The sequence below is a fragment of the Roseibium sp. 10G30-5 genome (assembly GCF_055809635.1).
The window spans coordinates 1587439-1610374 of the sequence record NZ_CM147918.1 but is presented as its reverse complement, the minus strand read 5'-3'; the positions used below and the strand labels follow the sequence as shown (position 1 = coordinate 1610374).

At 56.9% G+C, this 22936-nt stretch carries 19 protein-coding genes and 5 pseudogenes; 8 read left to right on the top strand and 16 right to left on the bottom strand.

Going from position 1 to position 22936, the window contains the following annotated elements; translation table 11 throughout:
* The first annotated feature begins 24 nt into the window (after positions 1–24).
* The 5 genes from AC0L7U_RS08135 to AC0L7U_RS08115 all read left to right on the top strand — a co-directional run bounded on the left by AC0L7U_RS08135 (position 25) and on the right by AC0L7U_RS08115 (position 4543).
* Positions 25–942 carry an MYG1 family protein gene (locus AC0L7U_RS08135; RefSeq protein ID WP_473695201.1) on the top strand — a complete coding sequence of 306 codons (918 nt, stop codon included), beginning with the start codon at positions 25–27 and terminating at the stop codon, positions 940–942.
* Positions 943–1414: 472 nt separating this feature from the next.
* Positions 1415–2413, top strand: coding sequence for a Bug family tripartite tricarboxylate transporter substrate binding protein (locus AC0L7U_RS08130; protein WP_473695199.1), 999 nt, complete (start codon positions 1415–1417; stop codon positions 2411–2413).
* A gap of 90 nt (positions 2414–2503) precedes the next feature.
* Entirely contained in the window at positions 2504–2974 is a 471-nt protein-coding gene (locus AC0L7U_RS08125; RefSeq protein ID WP_473695197.1) for a tripartite tricarboxylate transporter permease, read from the top strand.
* Complete coding sequence (locus tag AC0L7U_RS08120) at positions 2898–4016, top strand: tripartite tricarboxylate transporter permease (RefSeq protein ID WP_473695713.1); 1119 nt, start codon at positions 2898–2900, stop codon at positions 4014–4016. Before AC0L7U_RS08125 ends, AC0L7U_RS08120 begins: the two co-directional genes overlap by 77 nt.
* Entirely contained in the window at positions 4013–4543 is a 531-nt protein-coding gene (locus tag AC0L7U_RS08115) for a hypothetical protein (RefSeq protein ID WP_473695195.1), read from the top strand. The genes AC0L7U_RS08120 and AC0L7U_RS08115 overlap by 4 nt, the downstream gene beginning before the upstream one ends.
* A gap of 120 nt (positions 4544–4663) precedes the next feature.
* On the opposite strand, the gene AC0L7U_RS08110 is transcribed toward AC0L7U_RS08115, so the two are convergent.
* From AC0L7U_RS08110 to AC0L7U_RS08065, 10 genes and pseudogenes are all read right to left on the bottom strand, one after another.
* Positions 4664–5734 (bottom strand): ABC transporter ATP-binding protein, encoded by a 1071-nt coding sequence (locus AC0L7U_RS08110; RefSeq protein WP_473695193.1) that lies wholly within the window; start codon positions 5732–5734, stop codon positions 4664–4666.
* Positions 5731–6555 (bottom strand): ABC transporter permease, encoded by an 825-nt coding sequence (locus AC0L7U_RS08105; RefSeq protein ID WP_473695191.1) that lies wholly within the window; start codon positions 6553–6555, stop codon positions 5731–5733. The genes AC0L7U_RS08110 and AC0L7U_RS08105 overlap by 4 nt, the downstream gene beginning before the upstream one ends.
* The gene (locus AC0L7U_RS08100; RefSeq protein ID WP_473695189.1) at positions 6552–7463 is read right to left on the bottom strand and encodes an ABC transporter permease; all 912 of its coding nucleotides are present in this window, start codon (positions 7461–7463) and stop codon (positions 6552–6554) included. The genes AC0L7U_RS08105 and AC0L7U_RS08100 overlap by 4 nt, the downstream gene beginning before the upstream one ends.
* Positions 7464–7549: 86 nt before the next feature.
* A pseudogene (locus AC0L7U_RS08095) lies at positions 7550–8647 on the bottom strand (ABC transporter substrate-binding protein).
* Between the two features lie 265 nt (positions 8648–8912).
* The gene (locus AC0L7U_RS08090) at positions 8913–9197 is read right to left on the bottom strand and encodes a DoxX family membrane protein (RefSeq protein WP_473695187.1); all 285 of its coding nucleotides are present in this window, start codon (positions 9195–9197) and stop codon (positions 8913–8915) included.
* On the bottom strand, positions 9172–9453 hold the full coding sequence (locus AC0L7U_RS08085) for a hypothetical protein (RefSeq protein ID WP_473695185.1): 282 nt from the start codon (positions 9451–9453) through the stop codon (positions 9172–9174). The genes AC0L7U_RS08090 and AC0L7U_RS08085 overlap by 26 nt, the downstream gene beginning before the upstream one ends.
* Before the next feature lies 1 nt (position 9454).
* Positions 9455–9835, bottom strand: a complete 381-nt coding sequence (locus AC0L7U_RS08080; RefSeq protein ID WP_473695183.1) for a hypothetical protein — start codon at positions 9833–9835, stop codon at positions 9455–9457.
* A 124-nt stretch (positions 9836–9959) separates the two neighbouring features.
* A complete protein-coding gene (locus tag AC0L7U_RS08075; protein ID WP_473695181.1) occupies positions 9960–10748 on the bottom strand; it encodes a response regulator transcription factor in 789 nt (262 codons plus the stop codon).
* The gene (locus tag AC0L7U_RS08070; RefSeq protein ID WP_473695179.1) at positions 10745–11569 is read right to left on the bottom strand and encodes a sensor histidine kinase; all 825 of its coding nucleotides are present in this window, start codon (positions 11567–11569) and stop codon (positions 10745–10747) included. The genes AC0L7U_RS08075 and AC0L7U_RS08070 overlap by 4 nt, the downstream gene beginning before the upstream one ends.
* A gap of 26 nt (positions 11570–11595) precedes the next feature.
* Positions 11596–12192: a hypothetical protein gene (locus AC0L7U_RS08065; protein WP_473695177.1), complete on the bottom strand. Its 597-nt coding sequence runs from the start codon at positions 12190–12192 to the stop codon at positions 11596–11598.
* Between the two features lie 257 nt (positions 12193–12449).
* On the opposite strand from AC0L7U_RS08065, the gene AC0L7U_RS08060 reads away from it, so the two are divergent.
* From AC0L7U_RS08060 to AC0L7U_RS08050, 3 genes and pseudogenes are all read left to right on the top strand, one after another.
* On the top strand, positions 12450–13466 hold the full coding sequence (locus AC0L7U_RS08060) for an AraC family transcriptional regulator (RefSeq protein ID WP_473695175.1): 1017 nt from the start codon (positions 12450–12452) through the stop codon (positions 13464–13466).
* Between the two features lie 108 nt (positions 13467–13574).
* Positions 13575–14613, top strand: a pseudogene (locus AC0L7U_RS08055) (NAD(P)-dependent alcohol dehydrogenase).
* 201 nt (positions 14614–14814) lie between these two features.
* Complete coding sequence (locus AC0L7U_RS08050; RefSeq protein ID WP_473695173.1) at positions 14815–15333, top strand: DUF4405 domain-containing protein; 519 nt, start codon at positions 14815–14817, stop codon at positions 15331–15333.
* Positions 15334–15460: 127 nt separating this feature from the next.
* On the opposite strand, the gene iolB is transcribed toward AC0L7U_RS08050, so the two are convergent.
* From iolB to AC0L7U_RS08020, 6 genes and pseudogenes are all read right to left on the bottom strand, one after another.
* Positions 15461–16261 (bottom strand): 5-deoxy-glucuronate isomerase, encoded by an 801-nt coding sequence (gene iolB / locus AC0L7U_RS08045; RefSeq protein ID WP_473695172.1) that lies wholly within the window; start codon positions 16259–16261, stop codon positions 15461–15463.
* Positions 16261–17173, bottom strand: a pseudogene (gene iolE, locus AC0L7U_RS08040) (myo-inosose-2 dehydratase). The gene iolB and the pseudogene iolE overlap by 1 nt, the downstream one beginning before the upstream one ends.
* Positions 17174–17202: 29 nt before the next feature.
* The gene (gene iolD, locus AC0L7U_RS08035; RefSeq protein WP_473695170.1) at positions 17203–19032 is read right to left on the bottom strand and encodes a 3D-(3,5/4)-trihydroxycyclohexane-1,2-dione acylhydrolase (decyclizing); all 1830 of its coding nucleotides are present in this window, start codon (positions 19030–19032) and stop codon (positions 17203–17205) included.
* Positions 19029–20964: pseudogene (locus AC0L7U_RS08030) on the bottom strand (bifunctional 5-dehydro-2-deoxygluconokinase/5-dehydro-2-deoxyphosphogluconate aldolase). The gene iolD and the pseudogene AC0L7U_RS08030 overlap by 4 nt, the downstream one beginning before the upstream one ends.
* A complete protein-coding gene (locus AC0L7U_RS08025; RefSeq protein WP_473695168.1) occupies positions 20965–21744 on the bottom strand; it encodes an ATP-binding cassette domain-containing protein in 780 nt (259 codons plus the stop codon).
* Between the two features lies 1 nt (position 21745).
* Positions 21746–22890 (bottom strand): annotated as a pseudogene (locus AC0L7U_RS08020) (ABC transporter permease).
* Positions 22891–22936 lie beyond the last annotated feature (46 nt).

Below are 22936 nucleotides of genomic sequence, written 5' to 3'. Positions count from 1 at the left end.
TCTGGAAGACCCTTTGGAGCACCCATGACCATCACGCAACTCGTCACGCATTCCGGCGGCTTTCATGCAGATGAACTTCTGTCGTCCGTCATTCTCACGCGGCTTTTCCCGCAGGCAGAGCTTTTGCGCAGCCGCGATAAGAAACTGCTTGTTCCAGCCAAGGACAAGATCATTTTTGACGTGGGCGGGGCCTTCAATGCAGAGGCGCAGATCTTCGACCACCATCAGCGCCCCGGTCCCTTGCGTGAGGATGAGCAGCCGTTCAGTTCATTTGGCCTGATCTGGGCTCATTATGGACGGGCTTATTTGGCTGCAATGGATGTGCCCGAGCACGATATTGAAGACATTCATGGTGCCTTTGATACCAAATTCGTGTTGCCGATCGATTTGCTGGACAACGGCGCGATTGAGCCGTCGGTTGCGGGTCCCTTGTCTATTCTGACGCTGCCAGCGCTTTTGGGCAGCTTGAAGCCTGTCTTTGATGATCCCTCGCCCACGGCCGACAATGATGCCTTCTTTGCTGCTCTTCCGATCGCACGGAGTTTCGTTGAGGCCCTCATCCGCAATCTGGCGGCGAAAGCGCGCTCGCAAAGCATCGTCCTGGAGGCAATCGCGGCGGCGGGTGCCTCTCCGATTTTGGAACTGCCTATGGGGATGCCTTATCGCTCGGCGCTTGAGAGTGCTGAGGCCGATCATATTCTCTTCGTTGTCAACCCTCGGGGTGAGGACTGGACCTTGAATGGTATCAAGCTGTCCAGTGAGACTTTTGATCAGCGTGCGGATCTGCCAGCGGCTTGGGCCGGTCTGACGGATGCAGCGTTGGAGGCCGCGTGTGGCGTCAAGGGCGCCAAATTTTGTCACAATGCCCGTTTTATTGCGGTTGCCAATTCGCGCGAAGCGATCTTGAAAATGGCTGAAATTGCTGTGAAAGAAGTCCGGTAAGGCCCCCGCGCCGCGCGCAAACATCTCAGCCAGATCGCGTCAGGCGGGCTTCTGCCCGGTTGAGCCGCCTGACGCAGACAGACTGGTTCTGAAGACTGAAAAGCATTCATGAGTTCGGGTCCGAGGATCTTGTCCATGAGCTTATCTCGGTTCGCTCGTCCAGAAAGGGGAGGGACAGAGAACCTGACTGGGTTGAAAGCCGTCTGTAGGGTTTTCCAGAAGCCGATGATGACGGGCAGTCAGGCGAGAAAACCTCCTGTGGACCTGGGTTTCTGACGTTGTTTTTTCGTACGTTGCGGAATGGGCTATAGCGGCTTCTTATGTCGAGGGTCTGACTTTCAATTCGTCAATGGCTCGCAAGTGGGCTTTTCTCTGCGCATGGTGAAATCGTGGGAATGTTTTCGCCTTATAGATATTTGCCTTCAGTCGAAGGCCAGAAAACAAGCCAAATCTACTTGTCAGGGAGGACAATATGAAGCTAGCCAAAACCCTGGTGCTTGCGGCAACGCTCGCGCTGTCGGCGAGCGTCGTAGCGAAAGCCGACGAAGCCCTCAAAAAGCCCGCAAACTTTCCGCGCCGCCCCATCAGCCTGATGGTCGCTTATCCAACAGGCGGTGGCATGGACATTACCGCGCGTACGCTTGCCAAGGAAATGGAACGCGTGACCGGCGATCAGATTCGCGTCGAGAACCGTCCAGGCGGTGGTGCCGTTGTTGGCAATAGCTACCTCGCCAAGCAGGCAAAGCCGGATGGATACACGATCGGTATTCTCGCCAATCCGACATTGGCCGTGAACCTTGTGGTGCAAAAAGCACCGTTCAAGCAGGGCGACCTTACTCCGGTGGCTGGCATTACCTTTACGCCTGCCGTCTGGCTCACGAATGCCAAGGGCAAGTTCGCAGGCAAGAGCTTCAAGGACATCATCGCTTATTCCAAAAAGCATCCGGGCGAAGTCACCGTTGGTGTCATTCCGGGTTCTGCCTTCGCCATGGTCACTCAGATTGTTGCAGAGCAGACCGGGGCCAAGTTCAAGATGGTGCCTTTCCAGGGCGGTAAGCCTGCGATGGTCGCACTGCTTGGAAAGAACGTCGATATTGCCGCAAATTACTATTCGGAAGTTGCGCAGTATGTGTCGGCAGGCCAATTGCAACCGATCGCCGTGGCCAACAACAAGACGCTGGACGTGCTTCCGAACACGCCGACGATTGATACGCTGGGTGTAAAAGTCACCGATGACACTTGGGGTGCTGACCGTTTTGCAGCGGTTCCCAAGGCCACGCCAGCTCCGATCCGCAAGTATCTTGAAGCGGCTATTCTGAAGACGCTGAAAGACCCGGAAACGGTCAAGGCGTTCAAGAAGGTCGGCATTACGCTCAAGCCGAAAACTGCAGCAGAGGAACAAAAGGGCTATGAAGCGGCCTATTCCTCGGTGTCGGATTACGTCAAGAAGAACCCAACCTCGGGTAACTGACGTCTCTTCCTTACTCCCGGCGTCACTGTGACGCCGGGTTCCCCTTTTTGGCCACCGGGCACGGCGGGCCAATTTTTCAGGAGACCTCTCTTGCTAGAAGGTTTCATCCATGCGCTTTCGCCTATGGCTCTGACATTTGAGCTGTTGGGTGTTTTGATCGGGATCATTTTTGGCGCGATCCCCGGTTTGACGGCTACGCTGGCCATTGCGCTTTTCGTCCCCGTGACATTCCTGATGAGTGCCGATCATGGCATGATCATGCTCAGTGGTATTTATGCTGGCGCAATCTTCGGTGGCAGCATTTCGGCCATTCTTCTGGATGTTCCCGGTACGCCGGCCTCCATCGTCACCGGCTGGGAAGGCCACACGATGGCGCGCGAGGGCAAGGCCCCGCTGGCACTCAGCCTTGCTGCCATGAGCTCAGGCATCGGTGGTATCCTCTCCGCCGTGGCCGTGCTGTTTCTGACGCCGGCCTTGTCGAGCACTGGCGCTGACGTTTGGCGCGCCGGAATATTGTGCTCTTCTGATCTTCAGTTTCGCAATCGTCATCATCATGCTTGAAACGCCAATCGAGCGGAACTTCCTCAGTCTGTTTCTGGGGCTTCTGGTGACCTGCATCGGCCTTGATCCGGTAAATGGTGCGCCGCGCTTTACCTTTGGCAGCGTCAATCTGATGTCCGGCTTTAATCTGGTGGCCGTGCTGCTCGGGTTCTTCTGTATGAGTCAGGCGATCTTCCTGGCACTTGAAAGCTTGCAGGCCAACAAGGAAAAAGTTCTCGATAGTGGCCGATCTGCGGATCATCGCGAAACCCTGCGCGAGATCATTGCACGACCCTTTACTTTGATCCGCGCGTCGATCTCCGGTATTTTGCTGGGCATTTTGCCCGCCATTGGCCCGACAACGACGCCTTTTCTGGCGCATGCGATTGAGCGTCGCTTTAATCCACGTGACAAAAAATGGGGCAAGGGCTCCATTACCGGCTTGCTTGCCTCGGAGACGTCGATCAGTGCCAACGTCGGTGGCTCGCTTGTGCCGCTGATTTCGTTGGGGATCCCCGGCAGTGGCGCGGCAGCAGTGTTCATCGGGGCGCTGACCCTGCATGGTCTGCAACCTGGGCCAACGCTTTTCGCCAATGACAAGGTGCTGATCTACACCTTCTTCTGGGGCTTTATGGCGGTCAACATCTTCATGCTGCTCTTTGGTCTTTTTGGCGCACGCTACTTTGCAGTTGTGCTGAAGGTGCCAACCAGCGCATTGGCCACCTTTGTGGCAGTGTTCTCGACACTTGGGGCCTATGCCATCAACAACTCGATGTTCGATGTGTGGACCATGCTGGGGGCGACTGCGATCACGGTCTGGTTCCGCTTTATCCGGGTCCCCATTTTGCCGATTGTCATGGCCATCACGCTGGGCAAGCTTTTTGAGCAGCAGATCGTCATCATGTCATCGAGCTACAACAGCATTTTGCCAGTGCTACAACGGCCGGTGGCCGATGTATTCTTGGTGATTTCGCTTGCCATGCTTGGCTACGGAATTTTCCGCAGAGTGCGCCCGTCTGCTCCGGATGAGTCGGCGTCAGTTGCCAAGGAGGGCGCGAAATGAGCGAAGATGCGAAGAAGAATTCCATGTATCTCTTCAACCTTGTGTCGATGATCCTCCTCGGGGTGATCTGTGCGGTGATGGGGTGGAAAAGCATTGGTATAGCGGGTGAGGCAGGCGGTTATCCGCTTTTGCTCATCTGTGCCTCGGCCGTGCTGCTTGTCGGGATCATCCTGCACGAGACGATCAATCGCGCAGCGGTGCTTTTGCCAAGCGGCCAACTGGCAGAATTGATCGCTGCGCGCGGACTGATTCTCGCCCGACTTGCGGTCTTCATCGTGCTGTGGGTTTTCTACCCCGTGCTGATGGCAGGTCTGGGCTTTCTTGTCTCAACCACGATCCTCGTCACGCTGTCGCTGTGTGCGGTGGCTAAACCGTTGACGGTGCGCTTTGCAATCGGTGCCCTTGTGACGGCAGTGGTGATGGCGGGTGTGTTCGGTGTGCTGATGTCGTCGGTCTTGTATATTCCGACGCCGAGCGGGCCTCTGGATGAGGCCCTGACAGGGTTGATTTACACAATGGGTCAATGACCCCGAGATCCCCCTGCCGCGGCAGGGGGATGCTTGCTCCAGCAGGCCGTAGGCGGTCCAAGACCCTGACGGCCCAGCATGAGGCCGCATATGACGGCGCTGTTCTCACGCTTTGTACATTCAGTCGCGTAGCAACAGGATATCTTCCGGTGAAAAGAAGAGTTTTGCTGTGTTGCCGATCTTTGGCAGGGCGTGGTTCGACTGATTGAACATGTCGAACGACAGAGCCTTGCCATCGATCTCGATCTTGGCGCGGATAACGGATCCAAGGAAGTTGAAACTGACGACCTTGCCGCTGATGATGACATCATCCGCATGACGACGCTGCATGGATAAGGCTTCCGGACGCAGCGCAATGTGGGTTGTCATGCCTGTTTCCAGAGGATCGCCTGCCCGTGTTGTGTCCGGCAGGCGGAAGCTCTGGTCATTCAGCGTTAATGTCCGGGTCACGGAATCCACCACACCGACTTCCAGAATATTGAGCGTGCCAACGAACCCCGCGACGAAGCGCGTGGCCGGTCTGTTGTAGATCTCTGCCGGTGTGCCCATCTGATCGGCCTTGCCACCGTTCATGACAATGATGCGATCCGAGATCGACAGGGCTTCTTCCTGATCATGCGTCACGAAAATCGTCGTGATACCAAGGTCGCGCTGAATGCTGCGAATGTCTTCGCGCAAGGAGACGCGGATCTTGGCGTCGAGAGCGGAGAGGGGCTCATCGAGCAGCAGAACTTCGGGCTGCGGTGCAAGGGCGCGTGCCAGCGCCACACGTTGTTGCTGGCCGCCAGACAGCTGATAGGGATAGCGATCGGCCAGATGGCCCAGTGCAATCATCTCCAACATTTCCATAACCCGCTTGCGGGTTGCTGCCTTGTCAACCTTGGCGATTTTCAGACCAAAGGCGACATTGTCGAAGACGTTCATGTTCGGGAACAGGGCATAGGCCTGAAACACCATGCCGATGCGACGCTGATTGGCGGGCAGGCGCGTCACATCGCGCCCGGCAATGTTGATACGGCCTGATGAGGGGTGTTCGAACCCGGCGACCATGCGCAAAATAGTCGTCTTTCCGCAGCCCGATGGGCCTAGAAAGGAGATGAACTCGCCTTTTTCAATGCCTAGCTGGAATTCCCTGACCACAGTGTTGGAACCGAATTGCTTGCTGACAGCGTCAAGTGACAGAAAACTCATGGCGTGGTCGTCTTTCTGAAGGTCGGGAAAAGGCGCGGTAGAAAGCGCTGGCCGGGTTTGCGCACGGCGAAGAATTGCATCAAAGCCATGCTCACCCAGGTGACGCCAAATGCCATTATGGCCAGAGCCGCCGGCTGATAGGCGTAATCCTGGCCCATCTGCACGAGATAGGGACCGAATGCCGGTCGGTTCAGCAGGCTGGCCATGACGAATTCGCCCAGCGAAATGGAGAAGGTCAGGAAAGCGCCTGAGGCGATGGCCAAGCGGACATTTGGAAAGATCACCAGCGTGATGGTGCGCAGGCGCGAGGCGCCCAGACTTTCGGCTGCCTCTGTCAGGGTGGCGATGTCGATGGCAGCCATGCCATTGTCGACGGCGCGGAACATATAGGGCAGTGACAGCACCACGTAGCCAATGATCAGCAGCGCGTTGGTGCCGCTTTCGCTCGTGGTCAACGGGAGGAATGAACCATTGCCGTAGATCCGCATATAACCGAAGACCAGCACCACCGGCGGGATGATCAGAGGCAGCAGCGTAAGAAATTCCATCAAGGGGCGTAGTTTCGGCAGTTTCAGACGCACCCAATAAGCGGTCGGAACGACAAGCAGAGCACCGACCACAATTGCCAGAACGGACGCCACTGCTGAAAAGGTCAATGTGTCGACGAACCGGTCGCTCTGGAAAACCGAACGATAGGAATCAAACGTCAGACTGCCGCGCTTCATCTGCAAGGAAAAGCGGAACGTGGCGTAAAGCGGTAGAAGGAAATACAGCGCTGCCAGAATGACGATGATGTAAGACAGGAATGGGTACTTCTTCATTTCTGCCACCGCTCGGCTCTGTTGCGCAGATAGAGATAAAGCAGGTTGCTGATGGCCATGATGGCCACCATTCCCAGCGCCAGCGCATAACCCAGATTCGGGTTGTAGAGAACGTTGCCACGGATCTGCTGGAACAACAGAATGGGTACTACCGAGAAATTGGAGCCGGTGAGGGCGATCACTGTTGCCAGTGTGCCAAAAGCATTGGCAAAGAGCAGCAGGAAACAGCCCATGGCGGAGGGCATGAGAACCGGCAATGCCACCAGCCACCAGTATTGACGCCGCGTTGCGCCCAGGCTTTCGGCAGCTTCACGCCATTCCGTTTTCATGCCTTCCATCGCTGGCGTGATGACCAGAAGCATCAAGGGCATTTGAAAATAGAGATAGGTGATCGCTAGTCCCCAAAAAGAGAACAGGCTGAATCCCTTGGCGTAGATATTCAGACCCATGTCGCGGAACAGCAGCGTCACCAGGCCGAGCCGTCCCAATGTGGCGATAAAGGCAAAGGCGAGCGGTACGCCGGCGAAATTCGAGGCCACACCGGAGAAGGTGGTGAAGGCGTGGCGGACCCATTGCGGCAGGCCGCCCAGAATGATTGCGTAGGCAACCAGCAGCCCGCAGATTGCCCCAAGGGCCGCAGACACAAGGCTCAGGCGAAGTGACAGGGAATAGGAGGCCGCTATCGTTGGCGATCCGAGCGCCAGAATGTTGTCGAAGGTAAACTGGCCGTTGCCGTTTTCAAAGGCGCCCTGCACCAGATACAGAACCGGTAGGACAAGAAACAGCAACACGAAAAGCAGAAAGGGTGCGAGACCCAGCCAATTCCAGTTGAGCCGCGTCAGCAAGGATCGTGTTGCAGGTTTGACGATCGGAATTGGTATGCCGTCAACGTCCTGTGCCTCTGCCATGTGTCCTGTCTCGCTTCAGACCAGTGACTGCCGCACGGTGAAGGGCGGCAGTCGCGGAGTTGTTTCAAAGGCAATAAAGAATGGGTTTATTGAACGCCCATTTCCTTGCCCCAGTTCTTGGCAACAGCCGTTTTGGCTTCAGACTGCTCTGCAAGCGATGGGAAAATCGCCTTGGAGTAGTTTTCTGCCGGCGGCAGCTTGTCGAGCAGAGCGGCAGGAACAGCCTTGCGCTTTGCCATGTCGTTGAAGCGGATCGGGTGACAATAGCCCTGCAACCAGCCAAGCTGACCTTCGTCGGAATAGAGGTATTCCATCCAGAGCTTTGCTGCGTTCGGGTGCGGTGCGTAGGCCGAAATCGCCTGAACATAGACACCAGCGATAACCGCGTCAGACGGTACGACAACGTCGACCGGCGGGTTGCCGTTCAGCTTGTCGCGCATTGCCAGCAGGTTGTAATCCCAATCGAAATAGATCGGTGTGGTGCCCTGAGCGATGTTCTGGGCAGACCCATTGACCGGCACAAGATTGCCCTTGCTCTTCAGGTCCTTGAAGTAGGCAATGCCCTTGTTCAGCGCATCGGCACCGGCTTTGCCACCTTCGGCAACGCCAGCGGCGTAAACGGTCATCATGACGCTGTTGCCGGTGCGCGGGTCACCAGCCAGAGCAACGCCATTGCCATAGTTGCTTCCCTTCAGGTCAGCAAAGCTCTTTGGCGAATCCGGGTAGACGTCTTTGTTCACGCCCATGGCGAGCACGCCGTAATAGTCGCCGTACCAATAGCCTTCAGCATCCTTGGCGCTGTCCGGAATCGTGTCCTAGGTCGAGACCTTGTAAGGCTGCAACAGGCCGTCTTTTTTGGCGGCAGGGCCGAACGACAGGCCAACGTCGACAACGTCAGGAGCCTGCGGGCCGGTGTTGCCCTTGTTCGCCTTGATGGCTTCCAGTTCGTCACCGGACCCGGCGTTCGGGTTCAGTTCGTTGACCTGGATGCCGTACTTCTTTTTGAAGTTGGCAATGATTTCGCCATAGCCACACCAACTGTGCGGCAGGGCGATGGTCGTCAGTGTGCCTTCCTTCTTCGCAGCGTCGATCAGCTCCTGAGACGGGGCTGCATATGCGAAGCTGGTAGAAGTCACGACCATTGCGACAGAAACGGTCAGGACCTTTTTCAGGGTCGATGTCATCGGATAAGCTCCAGTGGCGAGGCCCGCTCCGCTTGGGCAAAAAGCGCAGGGCGGCGGGACGTCAATTTGCAGAGCTTTCCTATCCTCAGTTCATGACAGTATTATTTCGGATGGTTCAGCGTTCAAGTGAACCTACGCTGCATGGTAAAATCATCACTCTTTGCGATTGCGAAAGATCACATACCGCCCTGGTCCTTGTGCGGCGAGGATCAGGAGCCCCCCAGCGATCGACCAGTTCTTCACCATGATCGTCACCTGCCAGGGATCAGCGCGCAATTGCCAGTGAAACCAACTGGTAAAGATGCAATAGGCCGCCATCACCAAGGCCCAGCGGCGCACGTTTGGACCGGTGACCAAGGCAGATGGCAGCGCCCAGATCAAAAAGTGCCACGGGCCAGACGAGCCAAACGGGCAGGCCAATCGAGGCGATCATCGTTTGCACCGGTGCCGGGTCGACATACTTTTGAAGCGCGCCTGCAAGAAACAGAAAAGCGATCAGAAGCCGCCCTGCGAGATTGGTCAGGTCAACCATCCAAAGACTTCCGCTCATAAGTGGGTTTGCTCAAATAACAGTAGCCAAGCATGGCAAGCCAGATGGGAAAGGGGTAGCCAACCAACCGTTCGACCGCGCCGAAACCAAAGCCGAAGTCCAGTTGCAGCCCAAGCAAGCTGGTGCCGATTGTGCCGGTTAATGCGGCAATCAGGCTTAGACTTGCGAGCAGAAACCGTCTTGGACGGCTGCTTGCAAAGCCAAAAGCAAAGCAGAAGGCCGATAGGCTCAAGAGAATGAAATGCAAGGCCGCCATGTCATGATGCAACTGGGCGAGTGTGTTCTCGGGAAAAACACCAACCAGAAACAGGCCAAGGTGCGGAAAGGCCCGCCAGAATGAAGCCGAGCTTTTGCCCCCAATTGTGGGCATTTCGAAAAAGCAGCACCGCGCCAATCCCGATCAAAAGGCCTTGCAGCATGAACGAGCCGTTCATCAAGGCGGGCAGTGTCGCACAGTCGGTGGTCTGGCCGGGCTGACAGCCGACCCCCAGATCGCTGATGAAATTGTTGGCCAAGGAATAAGATCCGCGCCAGAAGGCGATCGAAAATCCTTCTGCTAGGAAGAATTGCAGGCAAAGAAGCTGAGCCAAGCCGCCATAGCGGCCAGCCGGTGAAGCGCGCGCGTCAAGCGAAGGCATGAGATCTCTCTTCCGTTGATAGCTGTCGTTATCTCTCGCCTTATCACATTCGCAACGCTCTTGGCGCGGGGTGTCGGTCTTCAACTCAAGTGTCGTCTCTCAAGTTCATGGAAGAGTGCATGCTCTAACCGTCCATCTGGTCTCCGGATGACACCGTAAATCCTTCGGACGGTGCGCGATCCGGAGCAGGTGTGCTGGTTGCGCATGCTCCGGAGAACGAATAGCCCACGCCATAAATCGACCGGATCGGTCCCTCAAGAGTGGTTGCCTTTTCGATCTTGCGGCGGAGGCGGTTGACGACGGAATCCAGATGGCGCTGATCGAAATGCTTGTTGCGCTTTGAGAGGTTCTGCACCAGATCGTCTCGACGGCACGGCTCGCCTTTGGTTTCAAAAAGCATCAGCAGAAAGGCCAGCTCATTGGCGGTCAGCTTGACCTCTTTGCGGTTGGGGGCAACCAATGTCCAGCTCTCGGTGGCCAGACACCAGACGCCAGAATCCCGCGTCTCTGCTTGCGCTTGGGGTGCGCCAGTTGGCTCAGGTGCTGGAGGGGCAACGCGCCGCAACAGGCTGCGCACGGCTGCTTCAATTTCGCGCAAGGGGCTCTGCTTGACAAGATAGATGTCGGCTCCTGATCGGAAACCACGGATACGATCATCGACTTCGCCACGGGCGGTTAACATGATGACGCCGCTGCGATGGGCCCGGCGAATGGACTTTGCCAACTCGAAGCCATCGCCATCGGGCAGACCGATGTCAAGGATGATGATGTCGGGAGGGGGCGGGACCGAGAGTGCTGTGCGTAGATCTTGTGCCGTGGCAGCGCCGGTCGCTTGAAATCCGCATAGCCCGAGAAAGTCGACAAGATCGTTGCGCAAGGTTGGTTCATCTTCGACCACCAGAATCGTATTCATAGTGCAAGCTCCGAGCGAGATGCAGTTGGAGTTGAGGGGCAGGACAAACGGATCACGGCGTTGATGCCTTTTGGGGTCAACGGGTGTATCTCCAATGTGCCGTCGGCGTAGGAAAGCAGTTTCGCGGCATTATAGAGACCGATGCCGCTACCGGTAGCTGCGATGGTGTTTGATGCGCGAAAGAACCGGCGTCCAATCTTATGCAGGTCCTTGGGTGGGATGCCGATGCCTCTGTCTTTGACCTCGATGACCAGATCGCCATCCCTGACGGAGGCTGAAATAGCGACCGGTTCGGATTTTGGCGAGTATTTCAGGCCGTTGTCGACCAGGTTGACCAGCACGGTTTGCAGCATGTGAGAATCGCCATACACATCGGGCAGGTCCTCCGGCAAGTGGATAGACAGGCGTTTCATGTCGCCGGTGGCGCGGAAATGGCCTTGCACATCTTCAAACACTGTTTTCAGGGCAATTTGCTCTGGCTGATAGACGCCATTCAGTGGTTGATCCGGTACCAGAAACCTGTCGATCAGCTTGAACAACCTGCCGGTGGCTTCGTTGATCGCAGTGAGCCGTTGTTCAACCTCGCGCGGCGGAGATTTCAGCAGGATCTCGATCATCTCGCGGGCGCGCTGGATGATTGCCAGCGGGGTGCGAAATTCGTGGCTGACCAACTGAATGAATTGCTGTTGATCTTCCCGTAGACTGCGCTCTGCCGTGAGGCTTGTGGCGAGTTCTGTTTCCAGCCGTTTGCGTTCGGAAATTTCGACCAGAAGGGCTTCGTTGCGGCTGCGCAAATCGGCAGACAGCCGGAAGCTGACCATGAACAGAAGACAGGCGAAAAAGGTGATCAGGAAGAAATTTGCCTGAAAGACGTACCATAGGCATTGCGGTTGCTGATGACGACATCAGTATTCGTCACTGGCATATGAAATTGCCAATAGCTGAGAAGAAGACTTGCAAACACGTATTCCAGCAGGCTGGCGATCGTGATCAGGCGCAGCAGTTTGGGCTGGGTCCGGTCGTGCCAGAGCGTCCAGCACATCAGCAGCATGATGGTGGAGGTGAACGCTGTCGAGGCGTGAATCCGCAAGGCAAGTTCATCCGGCCAGACGTGCATGACCATTATCCAGAATGCCAGATAAACCGCGTAAAAACTCCAGTAGAAACGATCGAATTTACGTTGTTCAAGAAACCTCGATAGCCCGCCCGCCATGAGAACGACGCCCAACTTGATCGCCGCATTGTCGAGAATGATTTGCCATGCAGCAGGGGAGTCGCTTCTGAAGATCATCAGGCAGACACCCACGGCCATGGCGATGAACCCTGCCGCGATAAATTTCAGCTCATAAAGCCGTTGCCAGACGCGCCAGACGAAAATCCAGACGATGCCCTCAAGAGTGGCGGTGACAAGCAGAACGAACAAGAGTGTTCGCAGATCCAGCATCGGAGGTGTTCCCTGCTCGTAAAACTGAGTGATGAGCTTCCGCTAAAGACTCGCTTGAGGGTGATGTATAGATGAATCATAGAGAAATTTCCCTATAGATGCGACAAAAACCATCCTTTTAAACCGCGCGGAGATGTCATCGTGCACCGGCCGTTTGATCTGATGGTGTTGTTCGCGGGCCAGATCCGTCTGTATGATGAGATGTCAGACGGAAGGGCCGGGCAGAACGATCCGGGCGTCTGGTGAGGGAGGGTCACTTGTCGATCACCGGGAAACCGCAGGCGTGGAGCCTTGAGCGGGAGGGAACTGCCAGTCAGCCCATCCTGATGGCTGCCGGGCAGCCAAGGTTTGAGCAGATTATTCCTGCGCCGGATGAGACGTTCGTCTGGCGAATGGATCACTATCCCTGGGCAGGAAACATCTGGAATTTTCACCCTGAAGTCGAGATCCATCTGGTCCGGAAAACCGATGGTCTGGCCTTCGTGGGGGATTATATCGGCGAGTTTCAGGCACCTTATCTGGCGGTTGTGGGGCGTAATCTGCCACATGATTGGGTGACGGATACAGCTCCGGGCGAAATCATACCGCGACGGGATATTGTGCTTCAGGTCGACAGTGACCGGCTGCTTCGGGTTGCCGATGCCATGCCGGAGCTTTCAGGCTTGAAGAGTTTCTTTCGGCGTGCCGAGCGGGGACTGGTTTTCCATGGGCAGGCTCTTGTCCGTGGTCAGGCGTTGCTGGAAGAGATGGAGCATCTCAGTGGCCTTGCAAGGCTGGCGCATTTGCTTCATTTGCTTGAGGTGCTGTCGACCACAGCGGAGTGTGAAACCCTGTCATCGATCACAGTGGCACCCAAGCTTGAGGCGGAGACATTGGATCTCCTTCAAAGAGTGTTGTTTTACATTTTTGAAAACAGCACCGGATCGTTGCCGATCGGCAAGGTGTCGTCTTATGCGGGAATGAGCGATTCAGCTTTCTCGCGATTTTTTCAAAAGAACACCGGCAATACCTTCACCGATCATCTCAACAAGCTTCGCATCTGGAAGGCATGCCAGTTGCTGACCACCAGTGACCGATCAATCACGGATATCTGCTTCGACGTTGGGTATATGAATATTTCCAACTTCAATCGCACCTTCATGCGCCTGCACAAGATGACACCCTCCGTCTATCGCAAGCGTGCGCGGTCGCGCCGGATCGCTTTGCACCAGGAGCCAGAACATGAAGCCGACGGTGTGAAAGAAAATACAGGTTTGTTGCATCAGTCGCGCTAGCGGCAGAGCTGTTGCCAACGCAATACTATGCCAACATCAGGTGACCTGACGCTGGGCAATCGCCTTGGCTCAGGTGCCGCCCTCAAACAATCAAAAAGGACACCTGTGATGGAAGCGCTTGTTCTCGAGGAAAAAGGCGTCCTGTCGATCAGGGACATTGAGCTGCCGACAACTGTTGGACCGGATGACGTCAAGATCAAGATCCACACGGTTGGCGTGTGTGGCAGTGATGTGCATTTTTACACGCACGGAGCGATCGGCGATTTTGTCGTCAAAGAGCCGATGGTGCTGGGCCATGAAGCGTCGGGCACCATTGTCGAAATTGGTGAAAACGTCGAGGGCCTTGTTCCGGGAGATCGGGTTTGCATGGAACCCGGCGTGCCGGATCCCTCATCGCGTGCCAGCAAGCTGGGGCTTTATAACGTCGATCCCGCCGTTCGTTTCTGGGCCACGCCGCCAGTTCATGGCGTTCTGACGCCGTTCACGGTTCACCCTGCGTCCTTTACCTACAAGCTGCCAGAGAATGTCAGCTTTGCCGAGGGGGCCATGGTCGAGCCGTTCGCCATTGGCATGCAGGCGGCAGCAAAGGCAAAGATCGTTCCCGGTGATGTGGCCATGGTTGTGGGGTGTGGGCCGATCGGAATCATGGTTGCTTTGGCGGCGTTGGCGGGTGGATGCAGTCGCGTGTTCGTGTCGGACTTCAGTGCGCCGAAATTGAAGATTGCGGCACAGTATCCCGGTATCACCCCCATCAACCTGGCTGAGGAAACTGTGGCGGATGTGATCGCGCGCGAAACCGAAAGCTGGGGTGTGGATGTGTTGTTTGAGGCGAGTGGTAATGCCAAGGCTTATGACGGCCTGTTCAAACCGCTGCGGCACTGACGGGACGGTTGTTCTCGTGGGGCTGCCGGTGGACGAGGTGCACTTTGATGTGCCCGGTGCAATTTCCAAAGAGCTGCGAATCGAAACAGTTTTTCGCTACGCCAATATCTTTGACCGGGCACTGCAACTCATTGCCTCAGGCAAGGTGGATCTCAAACCGCTGATTGCTGACACCTTCGATTTCAAGGACAGTATTGCGGCCTTCGATCGGGCTGTTGAAGCGCGTCCGGACGACATCAAATTGCAGATTGTGCTGGGCGACTAACCGTCGATACTTCGAATGCGAAACAGCCAGGAGCTTGCAGCGACTGGCTGTTTTGCATTTACACGAAAACGGCGCTCCAGATACAAAACGATACAATTGGCGACACGGATGGCAAGCATTGACGTCGGAAACCGCCTAAGATCCTGCATGTAATGATCGAATCCATAGGTTCGATTGGGCTATAGACCGTGGCGGGGTTTCATGAAGCGGATCAGAACAATTTTCTTTCGCTGGGCGACACCCCTGACGGCGGGACTTTTTCTCGTCTCGGTTGTTTCCGGTACTGCGCTTTATTTCCATGTCGGCAACAGCCTGTTTCATGAGATGCATGTGGTGCTGTCGATGGTGCTGCTCGTGCCTTTCGTCGTGCACCTGTGGCGCAACTGGCGTCCGCTGGCCAATTATTTTCGCGGCAAGGTCATGGCTTTGTCTCTGATCGGCTCGGTGGTGATTGCAGCGGGTTTTGCCGTTTCGTCGATGAGCGATACGCGTGGTGGCCACCCGGCGTTTCAGCTCTTGGCGCAGGTGCAACAGGCCCCCTTGTCCGATCTTGCACCGGTTCTTCGGTTGACGCCGCAAGAGGTCGTCACGCGCCTCAAGGCCTCTGGCATGTCCAACGTTTCCGAAAGTGAAACGCTGTCCGACGTTCTCAATCGTAACAAGGGTAATAAGATGCAGGCCTATAAGGCACTTCTTGCTGATCCGTCTGCGAGCAACTGAGACCCAGGCTCAGACGCAGGCATAGCGATTGTTGTCTGGGGGAATGTCTGGGTCAGACCCGGATGGCCGGGTCTGACTATTGAAAGACTGCCTTGGCTGATGTGATGAGACCTGAGCGATAGCGCCCTTACGCGTCCCGTTTGGCAATCCAATCGTGGTCCGGGTGGTTCTTGAAACGCCACTTTCGCAAAGGCCCAGCCATCACATTGAGATAATACATCTGGTAGCCATAGGGCGCACCGCAGGGATGGTGGCCTTTGGGCACAAGAACCACATCACCGTCAGACACTGCCATTGTTTCATCCAGCTCACCATCTTCGGTGAAGACGCGCTGGAAGCCGAAGCCCTGGGACGGGTTGAGACGGTGGTAATAGGTTTCCTCAAGATAGGTCATCTCGGGGAAGTTGTCCTCGTCGTGCCGGTGGGGTGGATAGCTCGACCAGTTGCCAGCGGGCGTGAAAACTTCCGTCACAAGCAAGCTGTCGGCGATGTCGCTGTCTTCCATTGCGATTGGATGGATGTAGCGCGTGTTGGCGCCCTTGCCGCGTTGTTCCTGACCGATGCCGGTGATCACCTGTGCCTCATGACCACTCTTGCCCGGCGCTGTGCACACGCCGACAACGCAGTCCGTGGTGGCCGTAAGCGACCATGAGGCCTTATCGGGAACATAGACGCAATGCGGCTTTTTGCGTTCGAAAACACTCATGCGGTCGCCTAATTCGCCGAAATCGTTGCCTGCGGCGGAGACTTTGGCCTTGCCTTCGACGAGCACGAGAATGACTTCACGGTCGCCGGTGTCCTCCGCTGCCTGCTCACCTGCCTTGAGCCGGTAGAGGCCGAAGCCGACATAGCCCCACTTTGCGCTGTCCGGGGTGATGTCATGCACCTTGCCGTGTGTGCCGTTTGGTTTGACGAGAAGATCGGCCATCAGATCGCTCCTTTTGCCGTGTCCAGACCCGTGCTGCGGGCCATGTCCTTGAGAGCCTTCAGGCCCATGGATTGATAGTGCAGCGGGGTGCGCACCTGTGGGTCCTGCTCGGCTTCGATCACCAGCCACCCCTGATAGCCATGATTGGCGGCGATCTTGAGGACTGGCTCGAAGGCAACGCCGCCTTCGGGATCTCCGGGAACAGTGAAGACGCCGCGTCGCACACCCTCCAGAAAACTGAGGCTTTCGTCACGCACCTGAGCCATGACATCGGGCCGCACATTCTTGGCATGAATGTGACTGACCCTGCTCATATGGCGCGTTGCGACAGCTTCAGGGTTGCCTCCGCCAAAAAAGATGTGCCCGGTGTCGAGCAACAGTCTGGTTGCTGGACCGGTGGCAGCCATCAGCCGGTCGATTTCGGCTTCGCTTTCCACGATGGTGCCCATGTGATGGTGATAGACGAGGGCGATGCCCTGATCGGCGCAATAGGCGGCGATCGCCTCGACCTTGGTGCCAAAGTCCTGCCAATCCTCGTCGTTGAGATGCGGGCGGTCGTTGACCGGCAGATCGTCGCGCCCGTGAATGGCATTTGAGGTCTCGCAAACAATGCAAACGCTGCATCCCATGGCCTTGAGCAACTCAAGATGGGGTTGAATGGCCTTTTTCTCAGCCTCGACCGACTGGGTCAGCAAGTTGAGAGAATGCCAGCCCGAGACGAACTTCAGGCCACGCGGCTCAAGTTCAGCCTTCAGGGCGTCCGGTTCGGTTGGAAACTTGTGGCCTTTTTCGATGCCATCGAAGCCGATCTGTGATGTCTCATCGAGGCATGTCGACAAGGGAATATCCTTGCCCAGTGCTCTGGTCGTCATCATTGGACCAGGCAATCGGGTTGGTGCCATAAAGGATCATGATGTGTGTCCTGATGCGTGTGTGCGTGGTCAGTCGCTGCGGCGCTGATGTTTCAAGGCTGTTTCGTAAAAGGCACGGGCCTGAGTGACCTCGGTGCGATTGGAGACTTCGGGGACTGCGACGTCCCACCAATGACCGCCTGCTTCGGTTGAGGGCAGGGGATCCGTGTCGATGACGATCACATGCGAACGCTCTGAAGCCGTGGCCCGAGACAGGGCGGCTTCCAGCTCTTTGACTGAAGCCACTTTCTCGGAGATGGCCCCAAGCGAGGCTGCGTGAGCCGTAAAGTCGATGGCGCTGGGCACAACATGGCGGGCCGTGTCGAGCAGATTGTTGAAACTGCGTCCGCCTGTCGCCTGCTGCAATCGGTTGATGCAGCCGTAGCCACGATTGTCGAGCAGCACGACGGTGATCTTCAGGCCGAGCATGACGGAGGTGGCCAACTCGGAATTCATCATCATGTAGGAGCCATCTCCCACCATGACCACGACATTGCGGTCCGGCAGAGCCATTTTGGCACCAACACCTGCGGCGATCTCGTAGCCCATGCAGGAATAGCCGTATTCCATATGATAGCCGTTTGGCTTGCTGGTTTTCCAAAGCTTGTGCAATTCGCCGGGCAGTCCTCCTGCTGCACACAGCACGACTGTGTCTTCATCTGACGCGCGCTGAACCGCACCGATAACCTGTGCATCCGTTGGCAGGGCATTGTCATGCGGTGTGGCGGTAACCGCCTCTACCGCTGTGAGCCAGGTTTCTTTCAATGATGCCTCAGGAGGGGCCACCTGATGCGACCCGAGCGCTGAGCTCAGGACCTCAAGACCGATCTTTGCATCGCAGACCAATGGTAAGGCATTGTGTTTGGCGCTGTCATAGGCGGCGATGTTCAACGCCAGAACACGGCGGTCCGGGTTTTTGAACAAGGCCCACGATCCGGTGGTGAAATCCTGAAACCGCGTGCCGACGCCGATGACAAGATCGGCTTCTTCTGCCACTGTATTGGCAGCCGATGATCCCGTGACGCCGATTGATCCGAGGTTCAGCGGATGGTCCTGGGGCAGGGCCGATTTGCCCGCCTGCGTTTCGGCAACCGGGATGCCGTGGTTTTCGGCAAACTGTGCAAGGGCCTGAGAGGCCTCGGCATATAGAATACCACCGCCTGCGATGATAATCGGCTTTTTAGCCGCCTTGATCGCCTCTGCGGCTGTAGTGAGTTCTGCATCGTCTGGGCGGGGTCTGCGGCGCTGCCATATCTTCGGGATGAAGAAACTTTCGGGATAGTCATAAGCTTGTGTTTGCACGTCCTGGCAGAATGACAGCGTCACCGGGCCACAGCGCTCAGGGTCTGTCAGCGTGTGCAGAGCGCGGGGCAGAGCGTTCAAAAGCTGTTCCGGGCGAGTAATGCGGTCGAAGTATCGACTGACCGGCCTGAAGGCGTCGTTGGCTGAAACCGTCCCGTCATCGAAGTCTTCAAGCTGTTGGAGCACTGGATCAGGGCCGCGGCCTGCAAAGACATCACCTGGGATCAGAAGCACTGGGAGGCGATTCACATGCGCAAGGGCCGCGGCCGTGATCAGGTTGGTCGCGCCGGGGCCAATAGACGTGGTCACGGCCATGGCCTGCTTGCGGTTCTTGGCCTTGGCAAAGGCAATGGCGGCGTGGGCCATGCCCTGTTCATTGTGGCCGCGCCACGTGGGAAAGCTGTCGCCTGCCTGCTCCAGCGCCTCGCCCATTCCTGCGACATTGCCATGGCCAAAGATGGCCCAACATCCGGGAATGACGGGGTGGCCGTCCGAGTTGGTCTGGGCAGAAAGATAGCGCACCAATGCCTGTGCGGCGGTAAGACGGATGGTCGTCATGCTGACTGTCCTTGGGTTTTGTGCGTGACGCAGGCCTGTCTGGCATCGTCCCAGAGGCGGCACAGCCGGGAAAAGCGCTGCTGCATGTCTTCCACGGCCTGCGTGTTGTCAATTTCGCCTGCGAGCCATTTGCGCGCGGCATCAACGAAGATCGTGCGGCCAACGGCAAAGCCTTTGACCAGATCAAACTGCGCGGCTTCCGCGAAGCTTGCCGCCAGCGTGTCTTCACTGGCTTCCAGCCCCAGAATGACGATGCCGCGTGTATTGGCGTCATTGCGTCGGATGGCGTTGCAGGCCAGTGACCAGGCATTGGCTGAAGTCATCGGTTCCAGCTTCCACCAGTCTGGATAAAGCCCGATGTCATACATGCGCTGGATGACCGTGGCGGTTGTTTCGTCGTCCACCGACCCTGCCTTTGAGGGGATGACCTCCAGCAACACTTCCAGCCGGTTGCGGCGGGCAGCGGCAAAGAGCCGGATCAGCGTGTCTTCCTGCTGGGCCTTCAATGCAGGCTCATCATCAGGATGATAGAAGCACAGTACTTTGACGACATGCTCGACCGGCCATTCGGCAAGGCCGCCGAAGTCAGCCCCGAGCTCCGGTTCAAGGGTCAATGGCCGTGAACCTGGCCATTCGACCGGATGTCCGATCCAGAGCCCCGTTCCTGCCGCCTTGTAAAGCGCATCGCGTCCATGGCGGCTGTCGCACAGCAGTCCGTATCCTGGCTTGCCATCGGCAACCGACAGAACGGCATCAAGGCACAGCGTTTTGAATATGCCGATACGCTTTTCATCGGCTCCAAGCTCGATGGCAATTTCTTCAAGTTGAATGCGGTGGTCGAAGGCAAAGACGCGCATGTCCGGCCAGTCGCCGGTGCGGTTGGTTGACCAATGGATCTGTTCCAGCGGTGCATCCTTGCGCAGCGCGGGTGTTGTGACGCCCTGTTCCAGAAAGAACGACAATTCCTCCCAACTTGGATAGGCCGGAGTGCAGCCATGACGAGACACAGCAAGCGCACCACAGGCATTGGCATAGGTCAGGCTGGTAACCCAGTCCTGATCCGTCAACCAGCCTTTCAGCAAACCGGACATGAACCCGTCGCCAGCACCCAGAACGTTAAAGACCTCGATGGGAAATCCCGGGCCGGACTGCCCTTTATCAAGTGTGTTTGGAATGTCGCCTTCAAAGGCAGAGGCACCCATCGGTCCGCGTTTGCACACCAGTGTTGCTGCGGAGATCTTGCGGACATTGCGAAGCGCTTGCAAGGTGTCGGTGGTGCCGCCAGCGATGTGGAATTCTTCTTCCGTGCCGACGATCAGGTCGAACAGGGGAAGTGTCGACTGCAGCTTCTGCGTGACCTCGCCGGAGGCGATGAAGCGGTTTTCGCCATCACCATGCCCAGCCAATCCCCAGAGGTTGGGCCGGTAGTCTATGTCGAGGGCGGTGCGGGCGCCGTTCTCACGTGCCAGCACCAGAGCCTTGCGTACAGCCGCTGCTGTGCGGGGGTGGCTGAGGTGGGTTCCGGTCGCAACAACCGCACCAGCAGACGCAATATAGGCAGGGTCAATGTCATCTTCACACAGCGCCATGTCGGCGCAGTTTTCACGGTAGAAGATCAGCGGAAATTGTTCCTGATCCCGGATGCCCATGGAGGACCAGTGCCGTCAGCCGCTCCGGATCGGTTTTGACGCCATCTACGTTGACGCCTTCGCGCACAAGCTGTTCGCGGATGAAACGGCCCATATGTTCATCGCCGACACGGGTGATAAGACCGGATTTCAGGCCCAGCCGCGCCGTGCCTGCCGCCATGTTAGTGGGCGAGCCGCCGATGTACTTGTTGAAAGACGACATGTCTTCCAGCCGACCGCCGACCTGTGCGCCGTAAAGATCGACCGATGAGCGGCCAATGGTGATGACATCGAGTTTTTCCATCTAGACTGTCCCGCCAAGGGACCCTTCCAGTTCTGCAAGTTCCTGTCCGCCAGCCATAAGCTCCTGAAGCTCCTCGGCCTTGATGTCGCCGCGCTCGGCTGTGCCATGTGTCTTGCCGCGGTTGAGCACGGTGAAGCGATCTCCCACGGCCATGGCGTGGCGGACATTATGGGTGATGAAAATGACGCCGATGCCCTTCTTGCGAACCTTGTCGATGGTGGCCAGAACGTTGGAGGTCTGGCGCACACCGAGTGCCGATGTCGGTTCATCCAGAATGAGCACCTTGGCTCCAAAGTAGACGGCACGGGCGATGGCCACGGTTTGGCGCTCTCCGCCCGAAAGTGTGCCGACAGCTTGGTCCGGCGAGCGAAGCTGAATGCCCATTTTCGCCATTTCGGACATGGTCACCTCGTTAGCCTTGCGGAAGTCGAACCACCTGAAGGGGCCAACCTTGCGCTCTGGCTCGCTTCCCATCCAGAAGTTTCGTGTGACCGACATCAGCGGGATCATGGCGAGATCCTGATAGACCGTGGCAATACCTGCGGTCATCGCATCGCGGGGATTGTCGAAGATAACTTCCTTGCCTTCGATCAGGATCTTGCCGCTTGTGGGTTTGTGAACCCCGGACATGGTCTTGATGAAGGTGGATTTGCCCGCGCCATTGTCGCCCAGAAGGCAATGGCATTCGCCGGGTCTGACGGACACGGAGACACCATTGAGGGCGATCACCGGGCCGAAGTGTTTTGCAATGTCGACAAGTTCAATGAAGGGAACGGACATCTTAGCGTTCTCCCGTAATCATGCGACGGATATAGGTGTTGAGCAGCACGGCCATGAGCAGGATCACGCCGAGGAACACGCGAAACAGCGAGCTTTCGACCCCGGCAAAGAACAGTCCCTGTTGAACGACGCCGAAGATCAAGGCTCCAAGAGCTGCGCCGATCACCGAGCCGTAGCCGCCGGTGAGAAGCGCGCCGCCGATCACCACGGAGATGATGGCCTCAAACTCCTTCAGAAGTCCACGATCAGCCGCCGCAGACCCGAACTCCATCACCTGACAGGTGGCAAAGATCGTCGCGCAGAAGGCGGTGAGCATGAACATCAGGATCTTGACCCGGTTGACGGGAACGCCAACGTAGCGGGCCGCTTGTGCATCGCCCCCTGCGGCGAAGATCCAGTTGCCGAACTTGGTGCGGGTCAGCAGGATATGACCAAAGATGATCAGTGCAATGGCCCAGATGATCAGCATGGGAATGCCTGAGACAATGGGTTGTCCGGCTTTTGGACCGGCGACAAATTTGCCGATCAGACCCTGATCTGCCAGCCAGATAAACAGACCGGTGAAGACCTTGCCGCCAAATAGCTAAGGCTGATTGGATCGCCTTTGGCTGCTTCATGCAGTCCGCCGATGATCGTTTTGCGGGTGGTCGAGATCGCCAGAAAAATCGTTGCGCCGCGCAGGATGTAAAGAAAAGCCAGCGTGACGATAAAGGAGGGCAGCCCCGTCTTGATAACAAGGAAGCCGTTCAACGCGCCGATGGCGAGGGCGAGAACAAAGGCGCAGATGATGGAAAGCCAGACGGGAAACCCGTAATGGACGGTCAGAAGCGCAATGATAATACCGGAAAAGCCAATCATCGAGCCAACTGACAAATCGAATTCGCCTGCGATCATCAAAAGGCATGCGCCAACGGCGATGATGGCGAATTGTGCGGATACCGTCGACCAGTTGATGATGCCTTCCGGCCCGAACATGCCGCTGTCGCCTGCAATGCTCAGGAAAAAGACAAAAACAAGGATCGTGCCGCAGATAGCTCCCAGCTCGGGCCGCACGAGGGCCTTTCGCAACGGAGACATAGGGCGTACCCGTTCGTCCTGCACGATTTTTTGGATCTGTTCCGGTGTCCGGCCGCCTGTGTCAGCCATGGGTCTCCTCCCGCCAGCCGCCGAGGCGGTGGCACGTTCTGCTGCG

Bases quoted from the DNA above. Each gene is read 5' to 3' on its own strand.
- AC0L7U_RS08135 (WP_473695201.1), top strand. From the start codon at position 25: ATGACCATCACGCAACTCGTCACGCATTCCGGCGGCTTTCATGCAGAT.
- AC0L7U_RS08080 (WP_473695183.1), bottom strand. From the start codon at position 9,835: ATGCCTTCGCTTGACGCGCGCGCTTCACCGGCTGGCCGCTATGGCGGC.
- AC0L7U_RS08025 (WP_473695168.1), bottom strand. From the start codon at position 21,744: ATGTCCGTTCCCTTCATTGAACTTGTCGACATTGCAAAACACTTCGGC.
- AC0L7U_RS08115 (WP_473695195.1), top strand. From the start codon at position 4,013: ATGAGCGAAGATGCGAAGAAGAATTCCATGTATCTCTTCAACCTTGTG.
- AC0L7U_RS08075 (WP_473695181.1), bottom strand. From the start codon at position 10,748: ATGAATACGATTCTGGTGGTCGAAGATGAACCAACCTTGCGCAACGAT.
- AC0L7U_RS08110 (WP_473695193.1), bottom strand. From the start codon at position 5,734: ATGAGTTTTCTGTCACTTGACGCTGTCAGCAAGCAATTCGGTTCCAAC.
- iolD (WP_473695170.1), bottom strand. From the start codon at position 19,032: ATGACGACCATCCGTCTTACCGCCGCACAGGCATTGGTGCGCTATCTT.
- AC0L7U_RS08085 (WP_473695185.1), bottom strand. From the start codon at position 9,453: ATGGCGGCCTTGCATTTCATTCTCTTGAGCCTATCGGCCTTCTGCTTT.
- AC0L7U_RS08050 (WP_473695173.1), top strand. From the start codon at position 14,815: ATGAAGCGGATCAGAACAATTTTCTTTCGCTGGGCGACACCCCTGACG.
- AC0L7U_RS08090 (WP_473695187.1), bottom strand. From the start codon at position 9,197: ATGAGCGGAAGTCTTTGGATGGTTGACCTGACCAATCTCGCAGGGCGG.
- AC0L7U_RS08130 (WP_473695199.1), top strand. From the start codon at position 1,415: ATGAAGCTAGCCAAAACCCTGGTGCTTGCGGCAACGCTCGCGCTGTCG.
- iolB (WP_473695172.1), bottom strand. From the start codon at position 16,261: ATGGCCGATCTTCTCGTCAAACCAAACGGCACACACGGCAAGGTGCAT.
- AC0L7U_RS08105 (WP_473695191.1), bottom strand. From the start codon at position 6,555: ATGAAGAAGTACCCATTCCTGTCTTACATCATCGTCATTCTGGCAGCG.
- AC0L7U_RS08070 (WP_473695179.1), bottom strand. From the start codon at position 11,569: ATGGTCAGCTTCCGGCTGTCTGCCGATTTGCGCAGCCGCAACGAAGCC.
- AC0L7U_RS08065 (WP_473695177.1), bottom strand. From the start codon at position 12,192: ATGCTGGATCTGCGAACACTCTTGTTCGTTCTGCTTGTCACCGCCACT.
- AC0L7U_RS08100 (WP_473695189.1), bottom strand. From the start codon at position 7,463: ATGGCAGAGGCACAGGACGTTGACGGCATACCAATTCCGATCGTCAAA.